The 19,705-nt window shown below is 70.1% G+C and carries 20 protein-coding genes; 9 read left to right on the forward strand and 11 right to left on the reverse strand.

Annotated elements, in window-relative coordinates; genetic code table 11:
* Window positions 1-40: 40 nt before the first annotated feature.
* Window positions 41-841: an HpcH/HpaI aldolase/citrate lyase family protein gene (locus DES41_RS04120; RefSeq protein WP_114466162.1), complete on the reverse strand. Its 801-nt coding sequence runs from the start codon at window positions 839-841 to the stop codon at window positions 41-43.
* 156 nt (window positions 842-997) lie between these two features.
* Here DES41_RS04120 and DES41_RS04125 point away from each other — a divergent pair, with 156 nt between their 5' ends.
* Window positions 998-1,699: a PEP-CTERM sorting domain-containing protein gene (locus DES41_RS04125; RefSeq protein WP_170168090.1), complete on the forward strand. Its 702-nt coding sequence runs from the start codon at window positions 998-1,000 to the stop codon at window positions 1,697-1,699.
* A 28-nt stretch (window positions 1,700-1,727) separates the two neighbouring features.
* On the opposite strand, the gene DES41_RS04130 is transcribed toward DES41_RS04125, so the two are convergent.
* The 5 genes from DES41_RS04130 to DES41_RS04150 all read right to left on the reverse strand — a co-directional run bounded on the left by DES41_RS04130 (window position 1,728) and on the right by DES41_RS04150 (window position 7,092).
* Entirely contained in the window at window positions 1,728-2,930 is a 1,203-nt protein-coding gene (locus DES41_RS04130; RefSeq protein WP_114466164.1) for an MFS transporter, read from the reverse strand.
* 64 nt (window positions 2,931-2,994) lie between these two features.
* Window positions 2,995-4,392, reverse strand: a complete 1,398-nt coding sequence (locus DES41_RS04135; protein WP_114466165.1) for an MmgE/PrpD family protein — start codon at window positions 4,390-4,392, stop codon at window positions 2,995-2,997.
* A gap of 4 nt (window positions 4,393-4,396) precedes the next feature.
* Window positions 4,397-5,365, reverse strand: coding sequence for a Bug family tripartite tricarboxylate transporter substrate binding protein (locus DES41_RS04140; RefSeq protein WP_114466166.1), 969 nt, complete (start codon window positions 5,363-5,365; stop codon window positions 4,397-4,399).
* 32 nt (window positions 5,366-5,397) lie between these two features.
* Window positions 5,398-5,901, reverse strand: a complete 504-nt coding sequence (locus tag DES41_RS04145; RefSeq protein ID WP_114466167.1) for a MaoC family dehydratase — start codon at window positions 5,899-5,901, stop codon at window positions 5,398-5,400.
* Between the two features lie 27 nt (window positions 5,902-5,928).
* Window positions 5,929-7,092, reverse strand: coding sequence for an acyl-CoA dehydrogenase family protein (locus DES41_RS04150; protein WP_114466168.1), 1,164 nt, complete (start codon window positions 7,090-7,092; stop codon window positions 5,929-5,931).
* A gap of 140 nt (window positions 7,093-7,232) precedes the next feature.
* On the opposite strand from DES41_RS04150, the gene DES41_RS04155 reads away from it, so the two are divergent.
* Window positions 7,233-8,051: a GntR family transcriptional regulator gene (locus DES41_RS04155; RefSeq protein ID WP_170168091.1), complete on the forward strand. Its 819-nt coding sequence runs from the start codon at window positions 7,233-7,235 to the stop codon at window positions 8,049-8,051.
* Window positions 8,052-8,130: 79 nt separating this feature from the next.
* A complete protein-coding gene (locus DES41_RS04160) occupies window positions 8,131-9,393 on the forward strand; it encodes a CaiB/BaiF CoA transferase family protein (RefSeq protein ID WP_114466170.1) in 1,263 nt (420 codons plus the stop codon).
* A 13-nt stretch (window positions 9,394-9,406) separates the two neighbouring features.
* Here DES41_RS04160 and DES41_RS04165 read toward each other — a convergent pair whose 3' ends face one another.
* Entirely contained in the window at window positions 9,407-10,207 is an 801-nt protein-coding gene (locus tag DES41_RS04165; RefSeq protein WP_114466171.1) for an IclR family transcriptional regulator domain-containing protein, read from the reverse strand.
* A 69-nt stretch (window positions 10,208-10,276) separates the two neighbouring features.
* Here DES41_RS04165 and DES41_RS04170 point away from each other — a divergent pair, with 69 nt between their 5' ends.
* The 5 genes from DES41_RS04170 to DES41_RS04190 all read left to right on the forward strand — a co-directional run bounded on the left by DES41_RS04170 (window position 10,277) and on the right by DES41_RS04190 (window position 14,634).
* Complete coding sequence (locus DES41_RS04170) at window positions 10,277-10,978, forward strand: 3-oxoacid CoA-transferase subunit A (RefSeq protein ID WP_114466172.1); 702 nt, start codon at window positions 10,277-10,279, stop codon at window positions 10,976-10,978.
* A gap of 2 nt (window positions 10,979-10,980) precedes the next feature.
* A complete protein-coding gene (locus DES41_RS04175; RefSeq protein ID WP_114466173.1) occupies window positions 10,981-11,625 on the forward strand; it encodes a 3-oxoacid CoA-transferase subunit B in 645 nt (214 codons plus the stop codon).
* Window positions 11,626-11,629: 4 nt separating this feature from the next.
* Window positions 11,630-12,835 carry a 3-oxoadipyl-CoA thiolase gene (pcaF, locus tag DES41_RS04180; protein ID WP_114466174.1) on the forward strand — a complete coding sequence of 402 codons (1,206 nt, stop codon included), beginning with the start codon at window positions 11,630-11,632 and terminating at the stop codon, window positions 12,833-12,835.
* 2 nt (window positions 12,836-12,837) lie between these two features.
* Window positions 12,838-13,569 carry an SDR family NAD(P)-dependent oxidoreductase gene (locus DES41_RS04185; protein WP_114466175.1) on the forward strand — a complete coding sequence of 244 codons (732 nt, stop codon included), beginning with the start codon at window positions 12,838-12,840 and terminating at the stop codon, window positions 13,567-13,569.
* 69 nt (window positions 13,570-13,638) lie between these two features.
* Complete coding sequence (locus DES41_RS04190; protein ID WP_114466820.1) at window positions 13,639-14,634, forward strand: tripartite tricarboxylate transporter substrate binding protein; 996 nt, start codon at window positions 13,639-13,641, stop codon at window positions 14,632-14,634.
* A 1-nt stretch (window position 14,635) separates the two neighbouring features.
* Here DES41_RS04190 and DES41_RS04195 read toward each other — a convergent pair whose 3' ends face one another.
* Complete coding sequence (locus DES41_RS04195; RefSeq protein WP_245965557.1) at window positions 14,636-15,631, reverse strand: 4-hydroxythreonine-4-phosphate dehydrogenase PdxA; 996 nt, start codon at window positions 15,629-15,631, stop codon at window positions 14,636-14,638.
* A 5-nt stretch (window positions 15,632-15,636) separates the two neighbouring features.
* Complete coding sequence (locus DES41_RS04200; RefSeq protein WP_114466177.1) at window positions 15,637-16,614, reverse strand: Bug family tripartite tricarboxylate transporter substrate binding protein; 978 nt, start codon at window positions 16,612-16,614, stop codon at window positions 15,637-15,639.
* 116 nt (window positions 16,615-16,730) lie between these two features.
* Here DES41_RS04200 and DES41_RS04205 point away from each other — a divergent pair, with 116 nt between their 5' ends.
* On the forward strand, window positions 16,731-17,663 hold the full coding sequence (locus DES41_RS04205) for a LysR family transcriptional regulator (protein WP_211332889.1): 933 nt from the start codon (window positions 16,731-16,733) through the stop codon (window positions 17,661-17,663).
* Here DES41_RS04205 and DES41_RS04210 read toward each other — a convergent pair.
* Window positions 17,660-18,064, reverse strand: a complete 405-nt coding sequence (locus DES41_RS04210) for a group II truncated hemoglobin (RefSeq protein ID WP_114466178.1) — start codon at window positions 18,062-18,064, stop codon at window positions 17,660-17,662. The two genes, DES41_RS04205 and DES41_RS04210, sit on opposite strands and share 4 nt — an antisense overlap.
* 26 nt (window positions 18,065-18,090) lie before the next feature.
* The gene (locus DES41_RS04215; protein ID WP_114466179.1) at window positions 18,091-19,641 is read right to left on the reverse strand and encodes an MFS transporter; all 1,551 of its coding nucleotides are present in this window, start codon (window positions 19,639-19,641) and stop codon (window positions 18,091-18,093) included.
* Window positions 19,642-19,705: the final 64 nt, after the last annotated feature.

The raw sequence follows: 19,705 nt of genomic DNA on the forward strand, positions 1-19,705 counted from the left end.
CACAAGGCAGGCGCCCGCGCTCAGCGCGTGGACGCCCGCTTCAACGCGCTTCCGCCAGGATCGCCTGCGCGAGCAGCGCGATGGGTTTGTCCACCATCTTGCCGTCGACCGTGACCGCACCGAGTGGCCCGGCGGCCAGCGCCGCGACCACGCGTTCGGCCCAGGCCACTTCGGCGGCCGTGGGCGCAAATCCTTGGTGCACACCGGCCACCTGCTTGGGATGGATGCAGAGCTTGGCACCGAAGCCGAAGCGGCGCGAACGCCGCACATCGCTGTCGAGCTGGGCGGCATCGTCGATGGCCACGGACACGCCATCGATCGGCGCCGAAATGCCGGCCAGGCGCGACACCAACACGACCTGCGTGCGCACGCTGTTCATCTCCTCGCCTTCGCCCTGGATGCCCGAGTCGGACATGAAGTCCACCGAGCCAAAGGCCAGCCGCAGCACGCGCGGCACGCGCGCGATGGCCTGGGCAGCGAACCACCCGGCCACCGTCTCCACGAGCGGGATCAGCCACTGGTCCTGGCGCAGCCGCGCGGCCAGCTGTGCCAGCCCGTCGGCGTCCTGGGCCTTGGGGACCATGAAGCCACGCACCATGGGTGCGTCCAGCAGGCCGCAATCCTCCGCGAACCACGACGTGTCTGCCGGGTTGATGCGCACCCAGACCGGTTGGGTGGTTTGCGCCAGCCACTGGCGCACGGCCTCACGCGCCTGCGGCTTGCGCTCGGGTTGCACGGCATCTTCCAGATCCAGGATGACGGCGTGGGCACCACTGGCCAATGCCTTGTCGAAACGCTCGGGTCGGTCGCCGGGCACGAACAGGTAGCTGCGTTCTTGCATTCTGGAATCACTCCCTCATGAATTGCATACAGTCAACTTCGTAATTAAGTCACATCTGGCGGGCTGCCGCACAGATGGAACACCAAATTCCACACAAAAGTAATGCACCCCTCTTTGTATGCTTCAAGTCCCTTTTGTGCGCTTTTAAAGACCCCAATGAACCTGCAAAGCATCCTGACCGCCGCCGCCCTCTCCGCCTGTCTTGCCGCCCCTGCGGGCGCGACCGTCGTCCAGGGCACCATGACACCGACGAACTACTTCCTGGGGTACATGGGCAACATGACGGGTGTCACCACCGTGTCCGGCACGGAAACGCTGCCGGACACCTTGTTCGCCATCTGCGTAGAGCACTCGGCAGAATTTCCGGGTTGGACCGCCGCCTACCAGTACACGCTGACCGATTCCTTCGCGCCGTTTCTCAGAAGCCCCGGCACCATCGACATGGCCACCGCACTGCTGCACTACGTGGTCGACGGCTACTACGCCTCCCTGATGCAGGGCAGCTACGGAGCGGCTGCCGGCTACGGCTTGAACAAGGCTGTTTGGCAGATCACGGACTTCGACGGCACGCGTGCAAGCATGGGCATCCAGCCCAACGAGTACGACAGCGATCCGAACGGCTCCTACGCCCTGTACACCTTGATCATGAGCGACGTCTACGACAACTTCGCATCGATCTCGCCCAGCTACCGTTCGGCCCGCTACGACATCCGCTTCCTGGAGCAGGACGATGCCGGCATCCAGTCGCTCGCCATCATCACCGAGCGCGACAACGAAGTGCCGGAGCCCTCGTCGCTGGCGCTGCTGCTCGCCGGCGGCATCGGCCTGGCGGCCCGCGCACGGCGCAAGCAGGCCTGAACCAAACCGCGCACGCACCAGCTTGCGCTCAGCGGCCGCCATCGGTGGCCTGCGCCGACGGCCTGGCGCGCAACAGCGCCACGCAACACAGGCCGGTCGGCACCGCCAGCGCCAGATAGCCCGCGCGGTAGGTCTCGAACAAGGCCGACAAGGCCCCGAACACCGGGGGCCCCAGCACCACCCCGAAGAACGTGAATGCCAGCGTGCCACCCGTGGCGACGCCGGCCAGCCCCGGCGGTGCCTGGCGCGCCACCTCGGCCAGGTAGACACCGTTCCAGCCGATGGCCGAGGCGCCGAACACCACGAGCACGACCAGCACCAGCCACTGCGGCTGTGCCGGTGACAACAGCGCCGTCGCGGCGCTGCCCAGCGCCATCACGGCGGCCAGCAGCGCCAGCATGCGGCGCGCGCCCATGCCGCGGTCGGCCACCCAGCCCCACAGAATGCGGCCCACGACACCGCCCAGTTGTGCCAGCGACAAGGCCAGCCCGGCGGCCACGAGCCCATAGGCCAGGCCCTCGTTGAGGTAGGTCACGAGGTAGGTCGTCAGCGAGAGCTGGGCGATGGAGAACACGAAGGAGCAGGCCGCCAGCATCTTGAGTGCTGGATGCCCGAGCACGAGCCGGATCGGCTGCGCGAGGTTGCCCAGCGCCATCGGCTTGTCGGTCCGGCGGTCGGCATCGAGTTCGGCCCGCAACGGCTGGGCGATCACGGCGCACACCAGGTTGGCTGCGGCCGCTGCGAGCAGCGCACCCTGCCAGCCCAGCAGCAGCATCAGGCTGGGCACCAGGGCGCCGGCCAGCATGCCGCCCAGCGGCACACCGGTCTGCTTGACCGAGAACACGAGGGACATGCGGTGCGCCGGCGTGCTCTTGCTGAGCAGGTGCGAGCTCGAGGGCGTGATGGGGCCGTAGCCCAGGCCGATCAGCACGGCGCCGAGCGCGCTGGCGGCCGCGTGCGGCACGGCGCACAGCGCCAGGCCAGCCGCGCACAGCACCAGGCCCGCCTGGCTCACGCGGATCGCGCCGAAGCGGGCCACGGCCGCACCGGCGGCCAGGCTTGCGGCCATGGCGCCGGCATAGACCAGGGCCACGTAGACACCGACCAGCGCGGCCGACACGCCCAGTGCGGATGCCACCACGGGCGCCATGACCGGCAGGGTGAGCAAGGCCATCGACACCATGGCCTGCACGGCCAGCGTGATGGCCAGGGTCATCCAGGGGCCGGTCATCGTTGTTCTTCCATGGGCGCCGACTGTAGCGGGCGAGCCGGGCGCGCCCTGACGCCCATTCGACTCAACGCCCCTGCGCCGCCCGGCCCAGCACCTGCGCCAGCGCCGCGGCCTCGCCCTGCTCGATGCCCAGCACCGCATGGAGGAGGTGGTCGGCATGGGCGCGGTCGACCGCGCGCGCGGCGTTGTCGTGGTACTTGGCCACGATGTCGGCGTTGGAGATCGGCCGGCCTGCCGCGCCGCGGTTGATGGGCTCGTGGTGGCGCAGCGTCCGGCCATCGACCAGCTCGACGATGACTTCGCCGCCGAAGTAGCGGGGGAAATCGGCGTCCGGGTCGCTCTGGCATTCGACCAGCGCGGCGATCCGCAAGGTCTCCGGGTCCTGGTAGGCGGCTGGGTCCAACGCGTCGAGCGTGAAGCGGCCGAAGCGCAGCCCCGTGGCCACCGAATAGGGCACGCTGAATTGCGCGTCGTACGCGTTGGCTGGGCGCAGCTTCTTGTCGATCGGCTCGCAAACGGCTTTCATCGCACCCGTGGGCACGCGCGCCACGATGCGCCGGATCGGCGCGCCGTTCCAGTCTTTCGACAGGATGCTGGCCGCATCGGCGAACGCGTGCGTGAAGTGGCACGCCGGCACCGGCTTGACGGCGACGTTCATGACCTCCCAAACCTCCCCCAGCCCGGCCGTGACCATGGACAGGTCGGCCTTGGCCAGCAGCTCCGGGCCCAGGTGGCTGGCGTACAAGCCGAAGCGGCCTTCGTAGGCTGCGCCCGGCCCGACGAAGCCATGCTTGCCCAGTGTGGCCGCCGTGATGCCGCTGGCCGCGCCCCAGCCGGGGTGCAGCCGCTTGGTCCAGGCGCCGTCTTCCAGGCACTCCAGGCTGCCAGAGGCCACCGACAGCGCAATGCCTTGGGCATCGACCAGCTGGCGCTGGCCCAGTTGCAGCAGCCGGCCCGCCGCCAGCGTGCAGCCGAAGGTGCCGACCAACCCGGTCGGGTGGAAGCCGATTTGGTGGAAACCGCTCTTCGCCGCCGCGCCGATGCGCGTGGCCGCCTCCATGCCCAGCACGTAGGCGGCCAGCAGATCGCGGCCGCTGCTGCCCAGGCGCGTGCCCAGGCCCAGCACGGCCGGCAGCACCGAGGTGGTGGCGTGGATCACGCCAGCCGGGTGGGTGTCGTCGTAGTCCAGGCCGTGGATCAACAGCGCGTTCATCACCACCGCATCGCGCAGCGGCAGCATCTGGCCGTGGCCGATGACGGGCACGTCGCCCCCCGGCCCGGCCAGCTCGCGCAAGCCCGCGAGCGTGGTGCGTGCGAAGTCCCATTGCGTGGACGCCAGGCCGATGCCCAGTGCGTCCAGCATCAGGTGGCGCGCGCGCTCGCGCACCTCTGCGGGCACGGCGTCCAGCGTGAAGCCGGTGGCGAAGGCGGCCAGTTCGGCAGAGATCAGGGGCGGCGTCATGCGTTCAATCCACCTTCGCGCCGGACAGCTTGACGGCCAGCGCCCACTTGTCGATCTCGCTCTGGATGTACTTCGTGAACTCGGCCGGCGTGTTGACGGCCGGCTCGGCGCCCAGGCCGTTGAGCTGCTCACGCACATCGGGCGCGTCGCGCCAGTTCGCCACCAGCGCCTTGTGCAGCGCCTCGACGATCTCTTTCGGGGTCCCCTTGGGCGCCGCCAGGCCGACCCATGCCGGCGCGACGAAGTTTCCGAGGCCCGCCTCGGCCATGGTAGGCACATCGGGCGCGGCGGCGTTGCGCTTCTCGCTGGCCACGGCCAGGATGCGCAGCTTGCCCGTGCGCATGTGCGGCAGCAGCGCCGGGCCGGTGTCGATCATGGTGTTGATCTGCCCGCCGACCAGGTCGGTCACGGCCGCCGGACTGCCCTTGTAGGGCACGTGCGTGAGGTCGATGCCCAGCGAGTGCTTGAGCAGTTCCATGGTCAGGTGGCTGGTCACGCCGCTGCCGCCCGAGCCGAAGTTGATCTTGCCCGGCGCGGCCTTGGCCTGCTGCACGAGTTCGGCCGCTGTCTTGGCCGGGAACGCCGGGTTCACGGCCAGGAACAGCGGCACCACCGACAGGATGCTGACCGGCTCGAAGTCCTTCAGCGGGTGGTAGGGCAGCTTGGAATACAGGCTGGGGTTGATGGCCATGGTGCCGCTGGAGCCGACCACCAGCGTGTAGCCGTCGGGTGCCGACTTGGCCACGAGGTCCGAGCCGATGATGCCGGCCGCGCCCGGCTTGTTGTCCACGATCACGGGCTGGCCCAGCGCCTCCTGCAGCTTCCTGGCGGCCGTGCGCGCCACGAGGTCGGTGGCCTGGCCGGGCGGGAAGCCGACCACCAGGCGGATCGGCTTGTCAGGATAGGCGGCCAGCGCCAACCCCGCCGTCAGCCACACGGAAGCGGCCACTAGGGCCTTGCGGATCGTGCTCATGTTTGTCTCCTGCTGGATGTCTTCGAACCGGGTCAATCGCCCACGCCGTGGCCGCGCTTGGGGATCAGCGACATGCGGATGAACTCCATCACCTGCACACCCTGGTGGTTCAGGCCGCGCGTGCGCGTGGTCACGATGCCCTGCGTCGGCCGGCTCTTGGATTCGCGCACCTCCAGCACCTCGGACTCGGCGTAGAGCGTGTCGCCGCAGAACACCGGGGCCGTCAGCTTGATTTCCTTCCAGCCCAGGTTGGCGATGGCCTTGGCGCTGATGTCGTTGACCGTCATGCCCAGCACGATGGCCAGCGACAGGCCGCTGTTGACCAGCAGCTGCCCGAACTCGCTCTGCGCCGCGAAGTGCTTGTCGCAGTGCATCGGGTGCGCGTTCATCGTGACCAGCGAAAACTGGATGTTGTCGTTCTCGGTGATCGTGCGGCCCGGGCGGTGTTCGTAGATGTCGCCGACCTTGAAGTCTTCCAGGTAGCGGCCGTAGGAGGCGCGGTAGCGTTGCGGGGCGATCTCGATGGCGGATTGCATGGGATGTCTCCTGAAGATGGACGGGGTTCAGATGCGGTGGCGGTCGACCAGCTGCTTGGCGATCACCTGGCGCAGGATCTCGTTCGTGCCTTCGCCGATGCACATCAGCATGGCGTCGCGGTAGTAGCGCTCGATCTCGTACTCCACCGAGTAGCTGTAGCCGCCGAAGATGCGCATGGCCTGCTGGGCGCACTCGGCGCCGGCCTCCGAGCCCGCCAGCTTGGCCATCGCGGCTTCCAGGTCGCAGCGCTCGCCGCGGTCGTACTTGGTGGCGGCCTGCTGCAGCAGCAGCTTGGCGCCCTCCACCTGCGTGGCCATGTCGGCCAGCTTGAGCTGGATCGCCTGGTGCTGCCAGATCGGCTTGCCGAACGCGTCGCGCTCCTGCGCGTAGCGCAGCGCATGCTTGAACGCGCCCTCCGCGATGCCGGCGCCGCGCGCGCCCACGTTGATGCGGCCCAGCTCCAGGCCGCCCGCGGTCTGCACGAAGCCCTTGCCCTCGACCCCGCCCAGCAGCTGGCCGACGGGGACGCGGTAGTCCTCGAAGGTGAGTTCGCAGGTGTCGATGGCGCGGTAGCCCATCTTCTTCAGCTTGCCGACCACGTTGAAGCCGGGGCCCTTGTCGGCGATCAACAGGCTCATGCCCTTGTGGCGCGGTTCGGCCTGCGGATCGGTCTTGACCAGCAGCAGCGTGCCGTGGCCGTGCATGCTGTTGGTGATCCAGGTCTTGCTGCCGTTGACGACGTAGTGTTCGCCATCGCGCCTGGCCACCGTGCGGATCGCCTGCAGGTCCGAGCCCGCGTTGGGCTCGGTCAGGCCGATGCTGCCGCGGTATTCGCCGCTGGCCATGCGCGGCAGGTAGGCCGCCTTCTGCGCATCGGTGCCGTTGCGCTCGATGGCCGCCGCCATGATCAGGTGCGAATTGAAGATGCCCGAGGGCGCCATCCAGACCGACGCCACCTTGATGACGATCTGCGCATAGGTCCACGCCGACAGGCCCAGGCCGCCGTACGCCTCGCCGATGGTGGCGCCGAACAGGCCCAGCTCCTTCATCTGCTCGACGATCTCGTGCGGGTACTCGTCGGCCAGGTCGTACTTGCGCGCCACGGGCCGCAATTCCTTCTCGGCCCACGCCTCCACGGCGTCCACGAATTCGTGCTCGTCGGCGGCGCTGCGGGTTGTCTCGGTCGTCATGGCTTGCCCTTGCTGAGGTGGTCCTGGAATTGAACGCATCTTTCAATCGCTTAGATGCTTTATTGTCCGGACATTATTAGCGGAGGGCGGAAGCCATGTCAACCGCTGGGAGCCACCGCGAAGTGGTGCAGACTTGCCGCATGCGCCGCACCAAGAACGACATGCCGCCCCCGACCACGACACCGCCTGCCGACGACGCCGACGCCACCGAGCCGGGCACCGGCGGCCAGCCCATCTACCAGCGCATCGCGGGAGAACTGCGCCGCGCCATCGCCGACGGGCGCTACCCCGTCGGGGCGCGGCTGCCCACCGAAGTCGAGTTGTGCGAGCAGTTCGGCATCAGCCGCTTCACGGCGCGCGCGGCGATCCGGCTCTTGTCCACCGCCGGCCTGGTCACCCGGCGCCAGCGCGTGGGCACCGTCGTGATCGCCCAGCCGGGCGACGCGCGCTACCAGCACGACGCCCGCTCGCTGACCGACCTGTTCCAGTACGCGCAAGACACCGAACTGCGCATGCTCTACGTGGGCCGCATCGCGCTGAACCGCGCGCAGGCACAGGAGTTCGGTGCCGAACCGGGCCAGGAGTGGGTGCTGGCCGTGGGCCTGCGCCACGACCACCCCGGCGCGGCCAACGCGCGCAAGGTGGCGCGGCCGATCTGCATCACGCGGATCTTCCTGAACCCGATGCTCAAGGACATCGAGGCCAAGCTGCGCGGGCGCAACACCGCCGTCTACGCGCTGATCGAGCGCGAGTACAAGCTGTCCATCCAGCGCGTGGAGCAGGAGTTGCAGGGCGTGGTGCTGGCTGCCGACGATGCCGCCAGCCTGCAGTGCGAGCCCGGCGCGCCCGCGCTGCGCATCGTGCGGCGCTACTACAGCGATGCGGGAGATCTGGTCGAGGTGGCCGACAACATCCACCCGAGCGACCGCTTCAGCTACCGCATGGAATTGAAGCAGTAGGCGTTCGGCCGCACGGCTGTTGCGCTGGGGCGGGCTGCAGCCCTACAATTGTCCGCACAATTAACCGGACCGCGCCACCATGACCGAAACCCCTGCCCTGCCGCTTGCCGGCCTCCGCGTGCTCGCCGTCGAACAGTACGGCGCCGGCCCGTTCGGCACCTCGTACCTGGCCGACCTGGGGGCAGAAGTCATCAAGATCGAGAACCACCACGACGGCGGCGACGTGGGCCGGCACGTCGGCCCGCATTTCTTCGGCGCGGACGACAGCCATTTCTTCCAGACCTTCAACCGCAACAAGAAGAGCCTCACGCTCGACCTGAAGCAGCCCGAAGGCATGGCCGTGCTGCGCAAGCTGGCCGCCAGCGCCGACGCGCTGCTCGACAACCTGCGCGGCGACCTGCCGCAAAAACTCGGCCTGACCTACGCCCAGTTGAAGGACGCCAACCCGCGCCTGGTCTGCGCCCACCTGTCGGCCTATGGGCGCAGCGGCTCGCGCAAGGCCTGGCCCGGCTACGACTACCTGATGCAGGCCGAGGCCGGCCACCTCTCGCTGACCGGCGAGCCCGACGGCCCGCCCACGCGCTACGGCCTGTCCATCGTCGACCTCATGACCGGGCTGGCCGCAGCCTTCGGCCTGCTGGCCGGCGTCGTCAAGGCACGTGAGAGCGGCGAGGGCATGGACGTGGACACCTCGCTGTTCGACGTGGCGCTGCACAACCTCAACTACCCCGGCACCTGGTACCTCAACGCCGAGGTGGTCACCGGCCGCACCGCGCGCAGCGGGCACCCCAGCCTGGTGCCCAGCCAGCTCTACCGCACGCAGGACGGCTGGCTCTTCATCATGTGCAACAAGGAGAAGTTCTGGCCCTTGCTGGCGCGCGAACTGGGCCATCCGGAATGGGAACACGATCCGCAGCTGGCCACCTTCGCTGCGCGCCTCAAGAACCGCAGCCAGGTGCAGGAGCTGCTGGACGCCGCGCTGATGCAGCAGCCCACCGCCGTGTGGCTGGAGCGGCTCTCGGGCAAGGTGCCCGTGTCACCGGTGTTCGACGTGGCGCAGGCGCTGCAGAACCCCTTCGTGCACGAGCGCGAGGGCGTGGTCGACTACGACTACGGCGACGGCCGCAGCGCCCGCATGATCGCCAACCCGATCCGCGTGGGCGGGCGCACGCTGCCACACCGCGCCGCCCCGCGCATGGGCGAGCACAACGAGGCGCTGCTGCGCGAAGCCGGCTTCGACCAGGCAGCCATCGCCAAGCTGCGCGCACTGGGCGTGATCGCGGGCCACGCGGCGCCCGAGCATCCGGAAGGCACGGACACGGGGCACGCGGCCAGCCCCTGACCGAACGACCAGCTCAGCTGCGCAGCATCCTCTGGCCTATGGCCTGCGCCGCGGCCAGCAGCGCGGGCAGCATCTGCTCGCGCATCTCCGCCTCGCTCGTGCGGTTGGCCTGTCCGCTCACGTTGAGCGCCGCCACCGTGCGGCCCGCGCGGTCGACCAGCGGCGCGGCGATCGAGATCAGGCCCTCTTCGAGTTCCTGGTTGACCACGCACCAGCCCTGTTGGCGCACCTCGCGGATGCGCGCCAGCAGGCCGGCGTCGTCGAGCGTCGTGTGGGCCGTATGGCGCTCGCGCGTCAACCGGGCCAGGCGCGCCTGCAGTTCTTCCTCGGGCAGCGTGGCCAGCAGCACGCGGCCCATCGAGGTCCAGAAGGCCGGCAGCCGCGAACCCACGCCGAGGTTGGTCCGCATGATCTTGTGCGTGGGCACGCGCAGCACATAGACGACGTCCAGGCCCTCGAGCACGGCGGCCGAACTCGATTCGCGCACCCGCTCCACCAGGTCTTCCATCACCGGCTCGGCGAGGTTCCAGATCGGCAGCGAGGACAGGTAGGCGAAGCCCAGATCCAGGATGCGCGCCGTGGGCCGGAACTGCCGCCCGTCGGTCTCCACATAGCCCAGCGCCTGCAAGGTCAGCAGGATGCGCCGCGCACCCGCCCGCGTGAGGCCGGTGCGCGCGGCCACCTCGCTCAGCGTCTGCTGCGGCGCCTGGGCGCTGAAGGAACGGATGACTTCCAGCCCGCGCGCGAAGGACTGCACATAGCTGTCGCCGGGCCGCGGTGTCGCCAAGGTGTCTTGAGGGTTTTCTGTGGCCATGGAGGCGCTGAATATAATTCTTTTAGCGAACATTTGTTCGTATGTAGAACAAATTTCAAGGAGCATGCAGTGATCGACAAGATTGCAGAGTCTGTTGCCGCCGCGCTGGCGGACGTGCGCGACGGGTCCACCGTGTTGATCGGTGGCTTCGGCACGGCCGGCATCCCGGGCGAACTCATCGACGGGCTGATCGCCCAGGGCGCGCGCGACCTCACCGTGGTCAACAACAACGCCGGCAATGGCGACACCGGCCTGGCAGCGCTGCTGGCCACCGGCCGCGTGCGCAAGATCATCTGCAGCTTCCCCCGCCAGGTGGACAGCCATGTGTTCGACGGCCTGTACCGCAGCGGCAAGATCGAGCTCGAAATCGTGCCCCAGGGCAACCTGGCCGAGCGCATGCGCGCCGCCGGTGCCGGCGTCGGCGCCTTCTTCTGCCCCACGGCCTACGGCACCGAGCTGGCAAAGGGCAAGGAGACGCGCGAGATCAACGGCAAGCACTACGTGCTGGAGTACCCGATCCAGGGCGACGTGGCCCTCATCAAGGCCGAGCGCGGCGACCGCTGGGGCAACCTCACCTACCGCATGTCCGCACGCAACTTCGGCCCCGTGATGGCCATGGCCGCGCGCCGCACCATCGCCTCGGTGCACGAGATCGCCGAACTCGGCACGCTGGACCCGGAGGCCATCGTCACCCCGGGCATCTTCGTCAGCAAGATCGTCAAGATCGACCGCGTGGCCACCCAGGCCGCCGGCTTCAAGAAGGCGGCATGAACATGGCCTACACCAAACGCAGCAAGGACGCGCTGGCCCGCCTGGTCGCGCAGGACATCCCCGACGGCGCCTACGTGAACCTGGGCATCGGCCAGCCCACGCTGGTGGCCAACCACATCCCGGACGGCCGCGAGGTCATCCTGCAGAGCGAGAACGGCATCCTGGGCATGGGCCCGGCGCCGGCCGCGGGCAGCGAGGACTACGACCTCATCAACGCCGGCAAGCAGCCCGTCACGCTGCTGCCGGGCGGCGCCTACTTCCACCATGCCGACAGCTTCGCGATGATGCGCGGCGGCCACCTGGACATCTGCGTGCTGGGCGCCTTTCAGGTCTCGGCCTCGGGCGACCTGGCCAACTGGAGCACGGGCGAGCCCGGCGCGATTCCCGCCGTGGGCGGTGCCATGGACCTGGCCATCGGCGCCAAGCAGACCTGGGTCATGATGGACCTGCTGACCAAGCAGGGCGTCAGCAAGATCGTGCCGCAGTGCACGTACCCCCTCACCGGCCTGGCCTGCGTCAAGCGCATCTACACCGACCTGGCCACGTTCGCCATCACGCCCGAGGGCGTGCGCGTGGTGGCCGCCGTCGATGGCCTGTCCCACGCCGAGCTGGAACAGCTGGTCGGCCTGCCCCTCCTCAAGGACTGATCCCATGAGCCAACACGCTTTCATCTGCGACGCCATCCGCACGCCCTTCGGCCGCTACGGCGGCGCACTGTCTTCCGTGCGTGCGGACGACCTCGGCGCGATCCCCATCCGCGCGCTGATGGCGCGCAACCCCGAGGTCGACTGGGAGCAGATCGCCGACGTGCTGTACGGCTGCGCCAACCAGGCCGGCGAAGACAACCGCAACGTGGCCCGCATGTCGGCGCTGCTGGCCGGCCTGCCGATCGAGGTGGCCGGCGCCACCATCAACCGCCTGTGCGGCTCGGGCCTGGACGCCGTGGGCACCGCCGCACGCGCCATCAAGTCCGGCGAAGCCGGCGTGTTGATCGCCGGCGGTGTCGAGAGCATGAGCCGTGCGCCCTTCGTGATGCCCAAGGCCGAGAGCGCCTTCAGCCGCGCCAACGCCGTCTACGACACCACCATCGGCTGGCGCTTCGTCAACAAGCTGATGAAGGCCCAGTACGGCGTGGACGCCATGCCCGAAACGGCCGAGAACGTCGCCGACGACTACAAGATCGAGCGCGCCGCGCAGGACCGCATGGCCCTGGCCAGCCAGAAGAAGGCCGTCGCTGCGCAGCAGGCCGGCCACCTGGCGCGCGAGATCACGCCCGTGACCATCCCGCAGAAGAAGGGCGACGCCATCGTCGTCGACAAGGACGAACACCCGCGCGACACCAGTCTGGAAGCCCTGGCCAAGCTCAGGGGTGTGGTGCGGCCCGACGGCACGGTGACGGCCGGCAACGCCAGCGGTGTCAACGACGGCGCCTGCGCGCTGCTGCTGGCCAGCGAAGCGCAGGCCAAGAAGAACGGCCTGACGCCGCGCGCCCGCGTGGTCGGCATGGCCACGGCCGGCGTGGCGCCGCGCGTGATGGGCATCGGCCCGGCACCGGCCACGCAGAAGGTGCTGGCCCAGACCGGTCTCACCCTCGCGCAGCTGGACGTGATCGAACTCAACGAAGCCTTCGCCGCGCAAGGCATCGCCGTGCTGCGCATGCTGGGCCTGCAGGACGACGACGAGCGCGTCAACGCCTGGGGCGGCGCCATCGCGCTGGGCCACCCGCTGGGTGCCAGCGGTGCCCGCCTGGCCACCACGGCCGTGAACCGCCTGCACGCCACGGGCGGCCGCTACGCGCTGTGCACCATGTGCATCGGCGTGGGCCAGGGCATCGCCGTGGTGCTGGAGCGGGTGTGAGCATGGACAGCAACACCCCCGTCACCGTCGTCTCGGGCGCCAGCAACGGCATCGGCCGCGCCATCGCCGAAGCCCTGCTCGGCCAGGGCCGCGCGGTGGTCAACCTCGACTACGCGCCGCCCGACTGGAGCCACCCGCTGCTGCAGTCGTTCCAGGCCGACCTGACGAACGAAGCCGCCACGCGCCAGGCTGCGCAGGACATCGCCGCGCGCTTCAACGTCACCGCCCTCGTCAACAACGCCGGCGCCACACGGCCCGGCACCATCGACACGGCCACCACCGGCCAGCTGGACGACGTGGTGGGCCTGCACCTGCGCGCGCCCATGCTGCTCGTGCAGGCCTTCCTGCCCACGCTGCGCGCCAGCGGCGAAGGCCGCATCGTCAACATGTCCTCGCGCGCGGCGCTGGGCAAGGGCGAACGCATCGTCTACTCGGCCACCAAGGCCGGCCTGATCGGCATGACGCGCACACTCGCCATGGAGTTGGGCGCGGACGGCATCACCGTCAACGCGATCGGCCCCGGCCCCATCGCCACCGATCTGTTCCGCAAGAGCAACCCCGAAGGCGCGCCGCAGACCGAGCGCATCCTGAAGAGCATCGCGGTCGGCCGCATGGGCACGCCCGAAGACGTGGCGCGCGCCGTGCTGTTCTTCCTGGCGCCTGCCAACGGCTTCGTCACCGGCCAGGTGCTGTACGTGTGCGGCGGCACCACCCTGGGCGTCGCGCCCGTCTGAACCTTCTCCTGCCGGCCACCGCCCTGCAGGGCGGTGGCCGGCGTCCTTTTCATCTCCAAGGAGCACACCATGACGCAACGTCACGTTTCCACTCGCCGTTTGGCCCTGGCCTCGCTCGCCGCAGCCGCTGCCGCCACCCTGCTGCCGCTGCCGGCCGCCGCCCAGGCCTATCCGAACAAGCCCATCACCATGATCGTGCCGTTCTCGGCCGGCGGCACCACCGACATCCTGGCGCGCATCGTGGGCCAGGCGCTCACGGCCGAACTGGGCCAGAGCGTCATCATCGACAACCGCGCCGGCGCGGGCGGCAACATCGGCGGCCAGCTGGCCGCACGGGCGCCAGCCGATGGCTACACGCTGTTCATGGGCACGGTGGGCACGCACGCCATCAACGAGGCGCTGTACAAGAAGATGCCGTTCGACCCGATCAAGGACTTCGCGCCGCTTTCGCGCGTGGCCAACGTGCCCAACCTGCTGGTCGCCCACCCGGCGCAGCCGTTCAAGACGGTGCCCGAAATGATCGCCTACGCCAAGGCCAACCCGGGCAAGATCAACTTCGGCTCCTCGGGCAGCGGCAGCTCCATCCACCTGTCGGGCGAGCTGTTCAAGTCCATGGCCAAGGTCGACATGGTGCACATCCCCTACAAGGGCAGCGCACCGGCCGTGAACGACCTGCTGGGCAACCAGATCGCCATCATGTTCGACAACATGCCCTCGGCCATCCAGCACGTGCGCGCCGGCAAGCTGCGCGCCATCGCCGTGACGACGGCCAAGCGCTCGCCTGAACTGCCGGACGTGCCGACCATCGCCGAAGCCGGCGTGCCGGGCTACGAGGCGACCTCGTGGTTCGGCCTGTTCGCCCCCGCCGCCACGCCTGCGCCCATCGTGGCCCAGCTCAGCAAGGCGCTGGTCAAGGTGCTGAACCAGCCCGACGTGAAGCAGAAGATCGCCGCCCAGGGTGGCGACGTGGTGGCCGAGACCCCCGCGCAATTCGCCGCCTTCATCAAGGCCGAGACCGCCAAGTGGGGCAAGGTCGTCAAGGAATCCGGCGCCAGCGTGGACTGAGTCAGCGCGTCGCGGCCATGCGCACGCACAGGTCGAAGGCTTCCTGCAGCCCGTCGATCTGCGCGATGCCGCGGCCCGCGATGTCGAAGGCGCTGCCGCTGGCCGAGGTGGCCACGGGCACGGGCAGCCCGCCGTGCAGCGTCACCCCCTTCTCGAAGCCCATGAGCTTCATCGCGATCTGGCCCTGGTCGTGGTACATGGAGACCACGGCGTCCACATCGCCGCGCCGCGCACCGATGAACACGGTGTCGGGCGAGTAGGGGCCGCGGGCGTCCAGGCCCTCGGCGCGCAGGCTCTGCACGGCCGGCGCGATGATCTCGATCTCCTCCATGCCGATGGAGCCGCCGTCGCCGGCGTGCGGGTTGAGGCCCGAGACCGCGATGCGCGGCCTGGCGATGCCTGCGCGGCGCAATGCGGCGTCGATCAAGCGCACGGCATCGCAGACGCCTTCGCCCGTGATGTGCGCGGCCACGTCCTTGAGCGGGATGTGCGAGGTGACGCGCGAGGTCCACAGCGCACCCGTGAGGTTGAACTCGCTCGTGAAGCTGCGCACGCCGAAGCGCTCCTGCAGGTGGCGCAGCTCGTCCTCCTGCGCGAGGCCGCCCAGCCGCAGCGAATGCTTGTTGAGCGGCGCGAACACGATGGCCCCCGCCTGGCCCGCAGACACCGCATCGATGGCCAGGTCCAGCGCACGCATGCTGGCGCGGCCCGAGGCCTCGTTGGACTCGCCCAGCACCGGGGGCTGGCCTTCCAGGCCGTCGCAGTCCAGCAGCGTGATGCGGCCGGGCTCGTAGCGCACGGCGTCCAGGTGGTCCACGCGCAGCACGTCGAGCGATTCGCCGGCGATGCTCTGGCCCGACGCCAGCGCCGCACCGTCGGCGATCAGCAGGATGTCGGCCTGCTGCCGGTTGCGCGCACGCGCGAGCAGCTTGACGGCCATCTCGGGGCCGACGCCGCTGGGGTCGCCGAGCAGCACGGCGATGCGGGGGTTGCTCATGGTCTTCATTCCGCCTTGATGTTGGCGCCGCGCACGAGGCGGCCGTAGTGTTCGTATTCGCTGCGGTTCATCTCGGCGAAGCGCTCGCCCGTGAGCGTGCCGACCTCGCCGCCCAGCGCCTTGATGCGGGCCTGCACGTCGGGCAGCTGCAGCGCATGGCCCAGTTCGGCCGTCAGCCGCTCCAGCGCCGCGCGCGGCGTGCCGCCCGTGGTGTAGAGCCCATACCAGGTCGACACGTCGGCCCCGGCGATGCCGAGCTCGGCCAGCGTCGGCACATCCGGCATCTCGGCCGAACGCGTGGGCGAACTCACCGCCAGCGGGCGCAGCTTGCCGGCGCGGATCTGGCTCATGGCCGACGAGGTGCTGTCGAACATCATGTCGACCTCGCCCGCGATGACGTCGATGTGCGCCTGCGAGCTGCCCTTGTAGGGCACGTGGATCGCACGCGTGCCGGTGACCATGCCGAACGCCTCGCCGCCGATGTGCTGCGTGCTGCCGATGCCGGACGACGCGTACTTGAGCGCCCCCGGCTTGGCCAGCAGCGCGGCCTGCACATCCTTGACGCTCTTGAACGGCCCCGTGCTGGAGACCACCAGCACGTTGGGCATCACGGCCACGAGGCCGATGGGCTGCAGGTCTTTCAGCGGGTCGTACTTGAGCTTGAGCATGTGCGGCGCCACGGCCTGGGCCGTGTTGGTGGCCAGCAGCAGCGTGCTGCCGTCCGGCGCAGCGCGGGCGGCCAGCTCGGCCGCGATTGTGTTGGAGGCACCGGGTCGGTTCTCGACCACCACCGACTGCTTGAGCGCCGGCGCCAGCTTGTCGGCCAGCACGCGCGCCAGGATGTCGGTGCCGCCGCCGGGCGAGGCGCCGACGAGGATGCGCAGCGGTTTGTCGGGAAAGCCCTGGGCCAGCGCCGGCGCACCCATGGCCAGCAGGCCGAGCAGCGCCAGCGCGCGGCGCCGGTCCAATGTGTCGTGGGGCATCGTTCTGTCTCCGTGGTCGCGGGCGCTCGAAGCGGTCGCCCGTCGCGGCACGAGCTTAGGGATTTCCGCGGCGCCGATCCAATCGCGGATGCCGAACAATCCATCACCTTTTGGATATGACGACCGACCACCTCAGCGACCAGGCCCTGCTGCTGCGCGTGCGCCCGCGCCAGCTGCTGCTGCTGGCGGCGCTGGACGCCGAGCGCCACCTGGGCCGCGCCGCCCAGTCCATGAACGTGACGCAGCCGGCCGCCACCAAGCTGCTGCTGCAGTTGGAGGAGTCGCTCGGCGAGAAGCTGTTCGAGCGGCTGGCGCGCGGCATGCGGCCGACCCCGGCCGGCGAGGTGCTGATCCGCTACGCGCGTCGCGTGCTGACGGACTTCGGCGCCGTGCGCGAGGAGATGGGCGCGCTGCGCTCGGGGCTGTCGGGTGCGCTGCGGCTGGCCGCGGTGCCGGGCGCCGTGCCAGCCCTGCTGGCGCCCGCCCTGCTCGAGTACCGGCGCCGCCATCCGCAGGTGGCGCTGGCCGTGGCCGTGGGCACCAGCGACGTGGTGCTGGCCCAGCTCGCGCGCGGCGATGTCGACCTGGTGCTGGGACGGCTCACCGAGGGCTTCAGCGAAGAAGAGTTCGACATCACGCCGTTGCTGGAAGAAGCCATGCAGGTGGTCGTGCGCAAGGGCCACCCCGTGTTCGCGCGCAAGCGGCTGCAGCTGCACGAGCTCGGCGACTGGTCGTGGGTGCTGCAGCCCGCCGGCTCGCCGCAGCGCGGCCGGCTGGAGGCGGCGCTGCGCGAGGTCGGCGTGCACCAGCGGCTGGACTACATCGAGACCGCCTCGACGACCGTCACGACGGCGCTCGTGGCGGGCTCGGACATGGCCGCCCTCATGCCGACCTCGCTGGCGGCGCACTACGCGCGGCTGGGCGCACTGCGCGTGGCGCCCATCACCCTGCCGATCCGCCTGCCGGCCATCGACGTGATCGTGCCGCGCGAGCGGCCGCTGTCGCCGGCGGCGCAGCAGTTCCGTGCGCTGCTGCGCGAGCGTGCTTAAGCGCCGCGGTTGCGCATCCAGTCGGCGGTCTGGAAGAAGCTGTCCTTCAGCCGTGTGCGCAGGTCTTCGGGCACACCCGTCTCGCCCATGGCCTGGTCCATGCACGCAAGCCATTGGTCGCGTTCCAGGATGCCGATGGAGAACGGCATGTGGCGCGCCCGCAGCCGCGGGTGGCCGAACTGGTCGGTGTAGTAGGACGGGCCGCCCAGCCAGCCGCACAGGAACCAGAACAACCGCTGGCGCGCGTTGTCCAGCGTGTCGCCATGGGCGGCGCGCAGCGCGGCGTAGCCGGGCTCCAGGTCCATGAGGTCGTAGAAGCGCTCGACCAGCGCGCGTACCTTGTCCTCGCCGCCGATCCACTCGAAGGGGGTGCTGAAGGCGGGCTTTTCTTCGATCTGCATGGCCCGATTGTCGGCGTTGGGCCGCCTCAGCCTTGCCCGGCCGCAAGTTGGCCTTCGGCGCCGTGCAGGTCCGGCGTGCGCAGGAACAGGAAGACCACGCCCGCCGTGGCCAGCGTGACGCCGGCCAGCACCTGCGTGAGCCGCCCGAAGGCCAGCGCGTAGGCGTGCAACAGGTCGGCGCGCGTGGCGCCGGGCAGCAGCGCCAGGGCCTGGGCCAGATCGCCCGTGGCCAGGCGCTGCGCGGCCTGCGCCGCGGCCGGCCCGGCTCCGGGGAACGCGTGGCCGAGTTGATCGGCCAGCAGCGCCCCCAGGCCCGCGCCGACCAGCGCCAGCGCGATGCCCTCGCCCGCCACCCGCACCGTGTTGAAGATGCCCGCCGCCATGCCCGCGCGCTCGCGTGGCACCACGCTGACGGCCAGCCCGTCCATGAGGCCCCAGGGCAGGCCGACGCCCAGGCCGATCGCGAGGAGCGGGCCGGCGTAGCCGCGCACACCGGTGGCGGGCCCGCACCGGCCCAGCCACAGCAGCCCCGCAGCGCACAGCACGAGGCCGGCCGCGCAGACCGCCGCGGCCGACCAGCGGCCCACGAGCCGCGCGGCGATGCCGGGCATGAGCAGGATGGGGCCGGACAGCAGCAGCATGAGTTGCCCCGCTTCCCAGCTGCTGCGGCCTTCGAGGCCGATGAAGCGGATCGGCAGCAGCACCAGCAGCACGACGAAGCCGTACGCCGGCGCGGCCGCCAGCAGCTGCACGCCGACGAAGCGTGGGTAGCGGAACAGAGTCATGTCCAGCATGGGCTGGCCACCTTGGCGCAGCAGGCGCGCCTCGGTGCGCACGAACAGCAGCGCGGCCAGCGCGGCGCCGGCCAGGGGCACGACGACCTGCGCCGTGCCCCAGCCATGCGCGGGCGCCTGCAACACGCCCAGCGTCAGCAGGCCCAGCGCCAGCGTGAACGCCAGGGTGCCGGCCCCGTCCAGCCGCGTCGCCGCGATGCTGCGGGAAGCCGGCATGCGCCAGGCGCCGATGGCGAATGCCGACACGCTCACCAGGCCCGGCAGCAGCACCACGGCGCGCCAACCCAGGCTGTCGCCGAGCAAGCCCTCGGCCAACGGCCCGAACGCGAGGCCGGCGCCGAAGCTGGCGCCCAGCCAGCCGAAAGCCCGCGTGCGCGCCGTGCCCTGCACCACCTGGGCCAGCGCCGCCGAGCCGCCCGCCAGGGCAGCTGCCGCCGCCAGCCCCTGCACACCGCGCAGCAGGTTGAAGACCAGCAGGTTGGGTGCGCAGGCCAGCGCCGCGCCGCTGGCCACGGCCAGCAGCAGCCCGCCCAGGAACACGCGGCGGCGGCCGACGTTGTCGGCCAGCGCGCCGGCCGCCATCAGCGCAGCGCCGAAGCTCAGCATGAAGGCGTTGGTGGCCCAGTGCAGGCCCACCGGGCTTCCGCCCAGGGCCTCGCGCAACAGCGGCAGCACGACCGCGGGACCCGTGAAGCTCAGGGGCATGGCCAGCCCGGCGAGGCAGACAGCGGCGAGCACCCAGGGCACGTCCGCGCATGAAGAAGAGGGAGAAGGTGAAGCCATGCAGCGACGATAGGAAGGACGCATTCGCCGCACAATCAGGCCAGAACTCCGCACATTGCCAACC

This window comes from Pseudorhodoferax soli, from assembly GCF_003337555.1.
GTDB classification, from domain to species: Bacteria; Pseudomonadota; Gammaproteobacteria; order Burkholderiales; family Burkholderiaceae_C; genus Pseudorhodoferax; species Pseudorhodoferax soli.

What these genes read in the sequence shown, in the direction of transcription:
- DES41_RS04120 (WP_114466162.1), bottom strand. Translation starts at nt 841, where the DNA reads ATGCAAGAACGCAGCTACCTGTTCGTGCCCGGCGACCGACCCGAGCGT.
- DES41_RS04125 (WP_170168090.1), top strand. Translation starts at nt 998, where the DNA reads ATGAACCTGCAAAGCATCCTGACCGCCGCCGCCCTCTCCGCCTGTCTT.
- DES41_RS04130 (WP_114466164.1), bottom strand. Translation starts at nt 2,930, where the DNA reads ATGACCGGCCCCTGGATGACCCTGGCCATCACGCTGGCCGTGCAGGCC.
- DES41_RS04135 (WP_114466165.1), bottom strand. Translation starts at nt 4,392, where the DNA reads ATGACGCCGCCCCTGATCTCTGCCGAACTGGCCGCCTTCGCCACCGGC.
- DES41_RS04140 (WP_114466166.1), bottom strand. Translation starts at nt 5,365, where the DNA reads ATGAGCACGATCCGCAAGGCCCTAGTGGCCGCTTCCGTGTGGCTGACG.
- DES41_RS04145 (WP_114466167.1), bottom strand. Translation starts at nt 5,901, where the DNA reads ATGCAATCCGCCATCGAGATCGCCCCGCAACGCTACCGCGCCTCCTAC.
- DES41_RS04150 (WP_114466168.1), bottom strand. Translation starts at nt 7,092, where the DNA reads ATGACGACCGAGACAACCCGCAGCGCCGCCGACGAGCACGAATTCGTG.
- DES41_RS04155 (WP_170168091.1), top strand. Translation starts at nt 7,233, where the DNA reads ATGCGCCGCACCAAGAACGACATGCCGCCCCCGACCACGACACCGCCT.
- DES41_RS04160 (WP_114466170.1), top strand. Translation starts at nt 8,131, where the DNA reads ATGACCGAAACCCCTGCCCTGCCGCTTGCCGGCCTCCGCGTGCTCGCC.
- DES41_RS04165 (WP_114466171.1), bottom strand. Translation starts at nt 10,207, where the DNA reads ATGGCCACAGAAAACCCTCAAGACACCTTGGCGACACCGCGGCCCGGC.
- DES41_RS04175 (WP_114466173.1), top strand. Translation starts at nt 10,981, where the DNA reads ATGGCCTACACCAAACGCAGCAAGGACGCGCTGGCCCGCCTGGTCGCG.
- pcaF (WP_114466174.1), top strand. Translation starts at nt 11,630, where the DNA reads ATGAGCCAACACGCTTTCATCTGCGACGCCATCCGCACGCCCTTCGGC.
- DES41_RS04185 (WP_114466175.1), top strand. Translation starts at nt 12,838, where the DNA reads ATGGACAGCAACACCCCCGTCACCGTCGTCTCGGGCGCCAGCAACGGC.
- DES41_RS04190 (WP_114466820.1), top strand. Translation starts at nt 13,639, where the DNA reads ATGACGCAACGTCACGTTTCCACTCGCCGTTTGGCCCTGGCCTCGCTC.
- DES41_RS04195 (WP_245965557.1), bottom strand. Translation starts at nt 15,631, where the DNA reads ATGAGCAACCCCCGCATCGCCGTGCTGCTCGGCGACCCCAGCGGCGTC.
- DES41_RS04200 (WP_114466177.1), bottom strand. Translation starts at nt 16,614, where the DNA reads ATGCCCCACGACACATTGGACCGGCGCCGCGCGCTGGCGCTGCTCGGC.
- DES41_RS04205 (WP_211332889.1), top strand. Translation starts at nt 16,731, where the DNA reads ATGACGACCGACCACCTCAGCGACCAGGCCCTGCTGCTGCGCGTGCGC.
- DES41_RS04210 (WP_114466178.1), bottom strand. Translation starts at nt 18,064, where the DNA reads ATGCAGATCGAAGAAAAGCCCGCCTTCAGCACCCCCTTCGAGTGGATC.
- DES41_RS04215 (WP_114466179.1), bottom strand. Translation starts at nt 19,641, where the DNA reads ATGGCTTCACCTTCTCCCTCTTCTTCATGCGCGGACGTGCCCTGGGTG.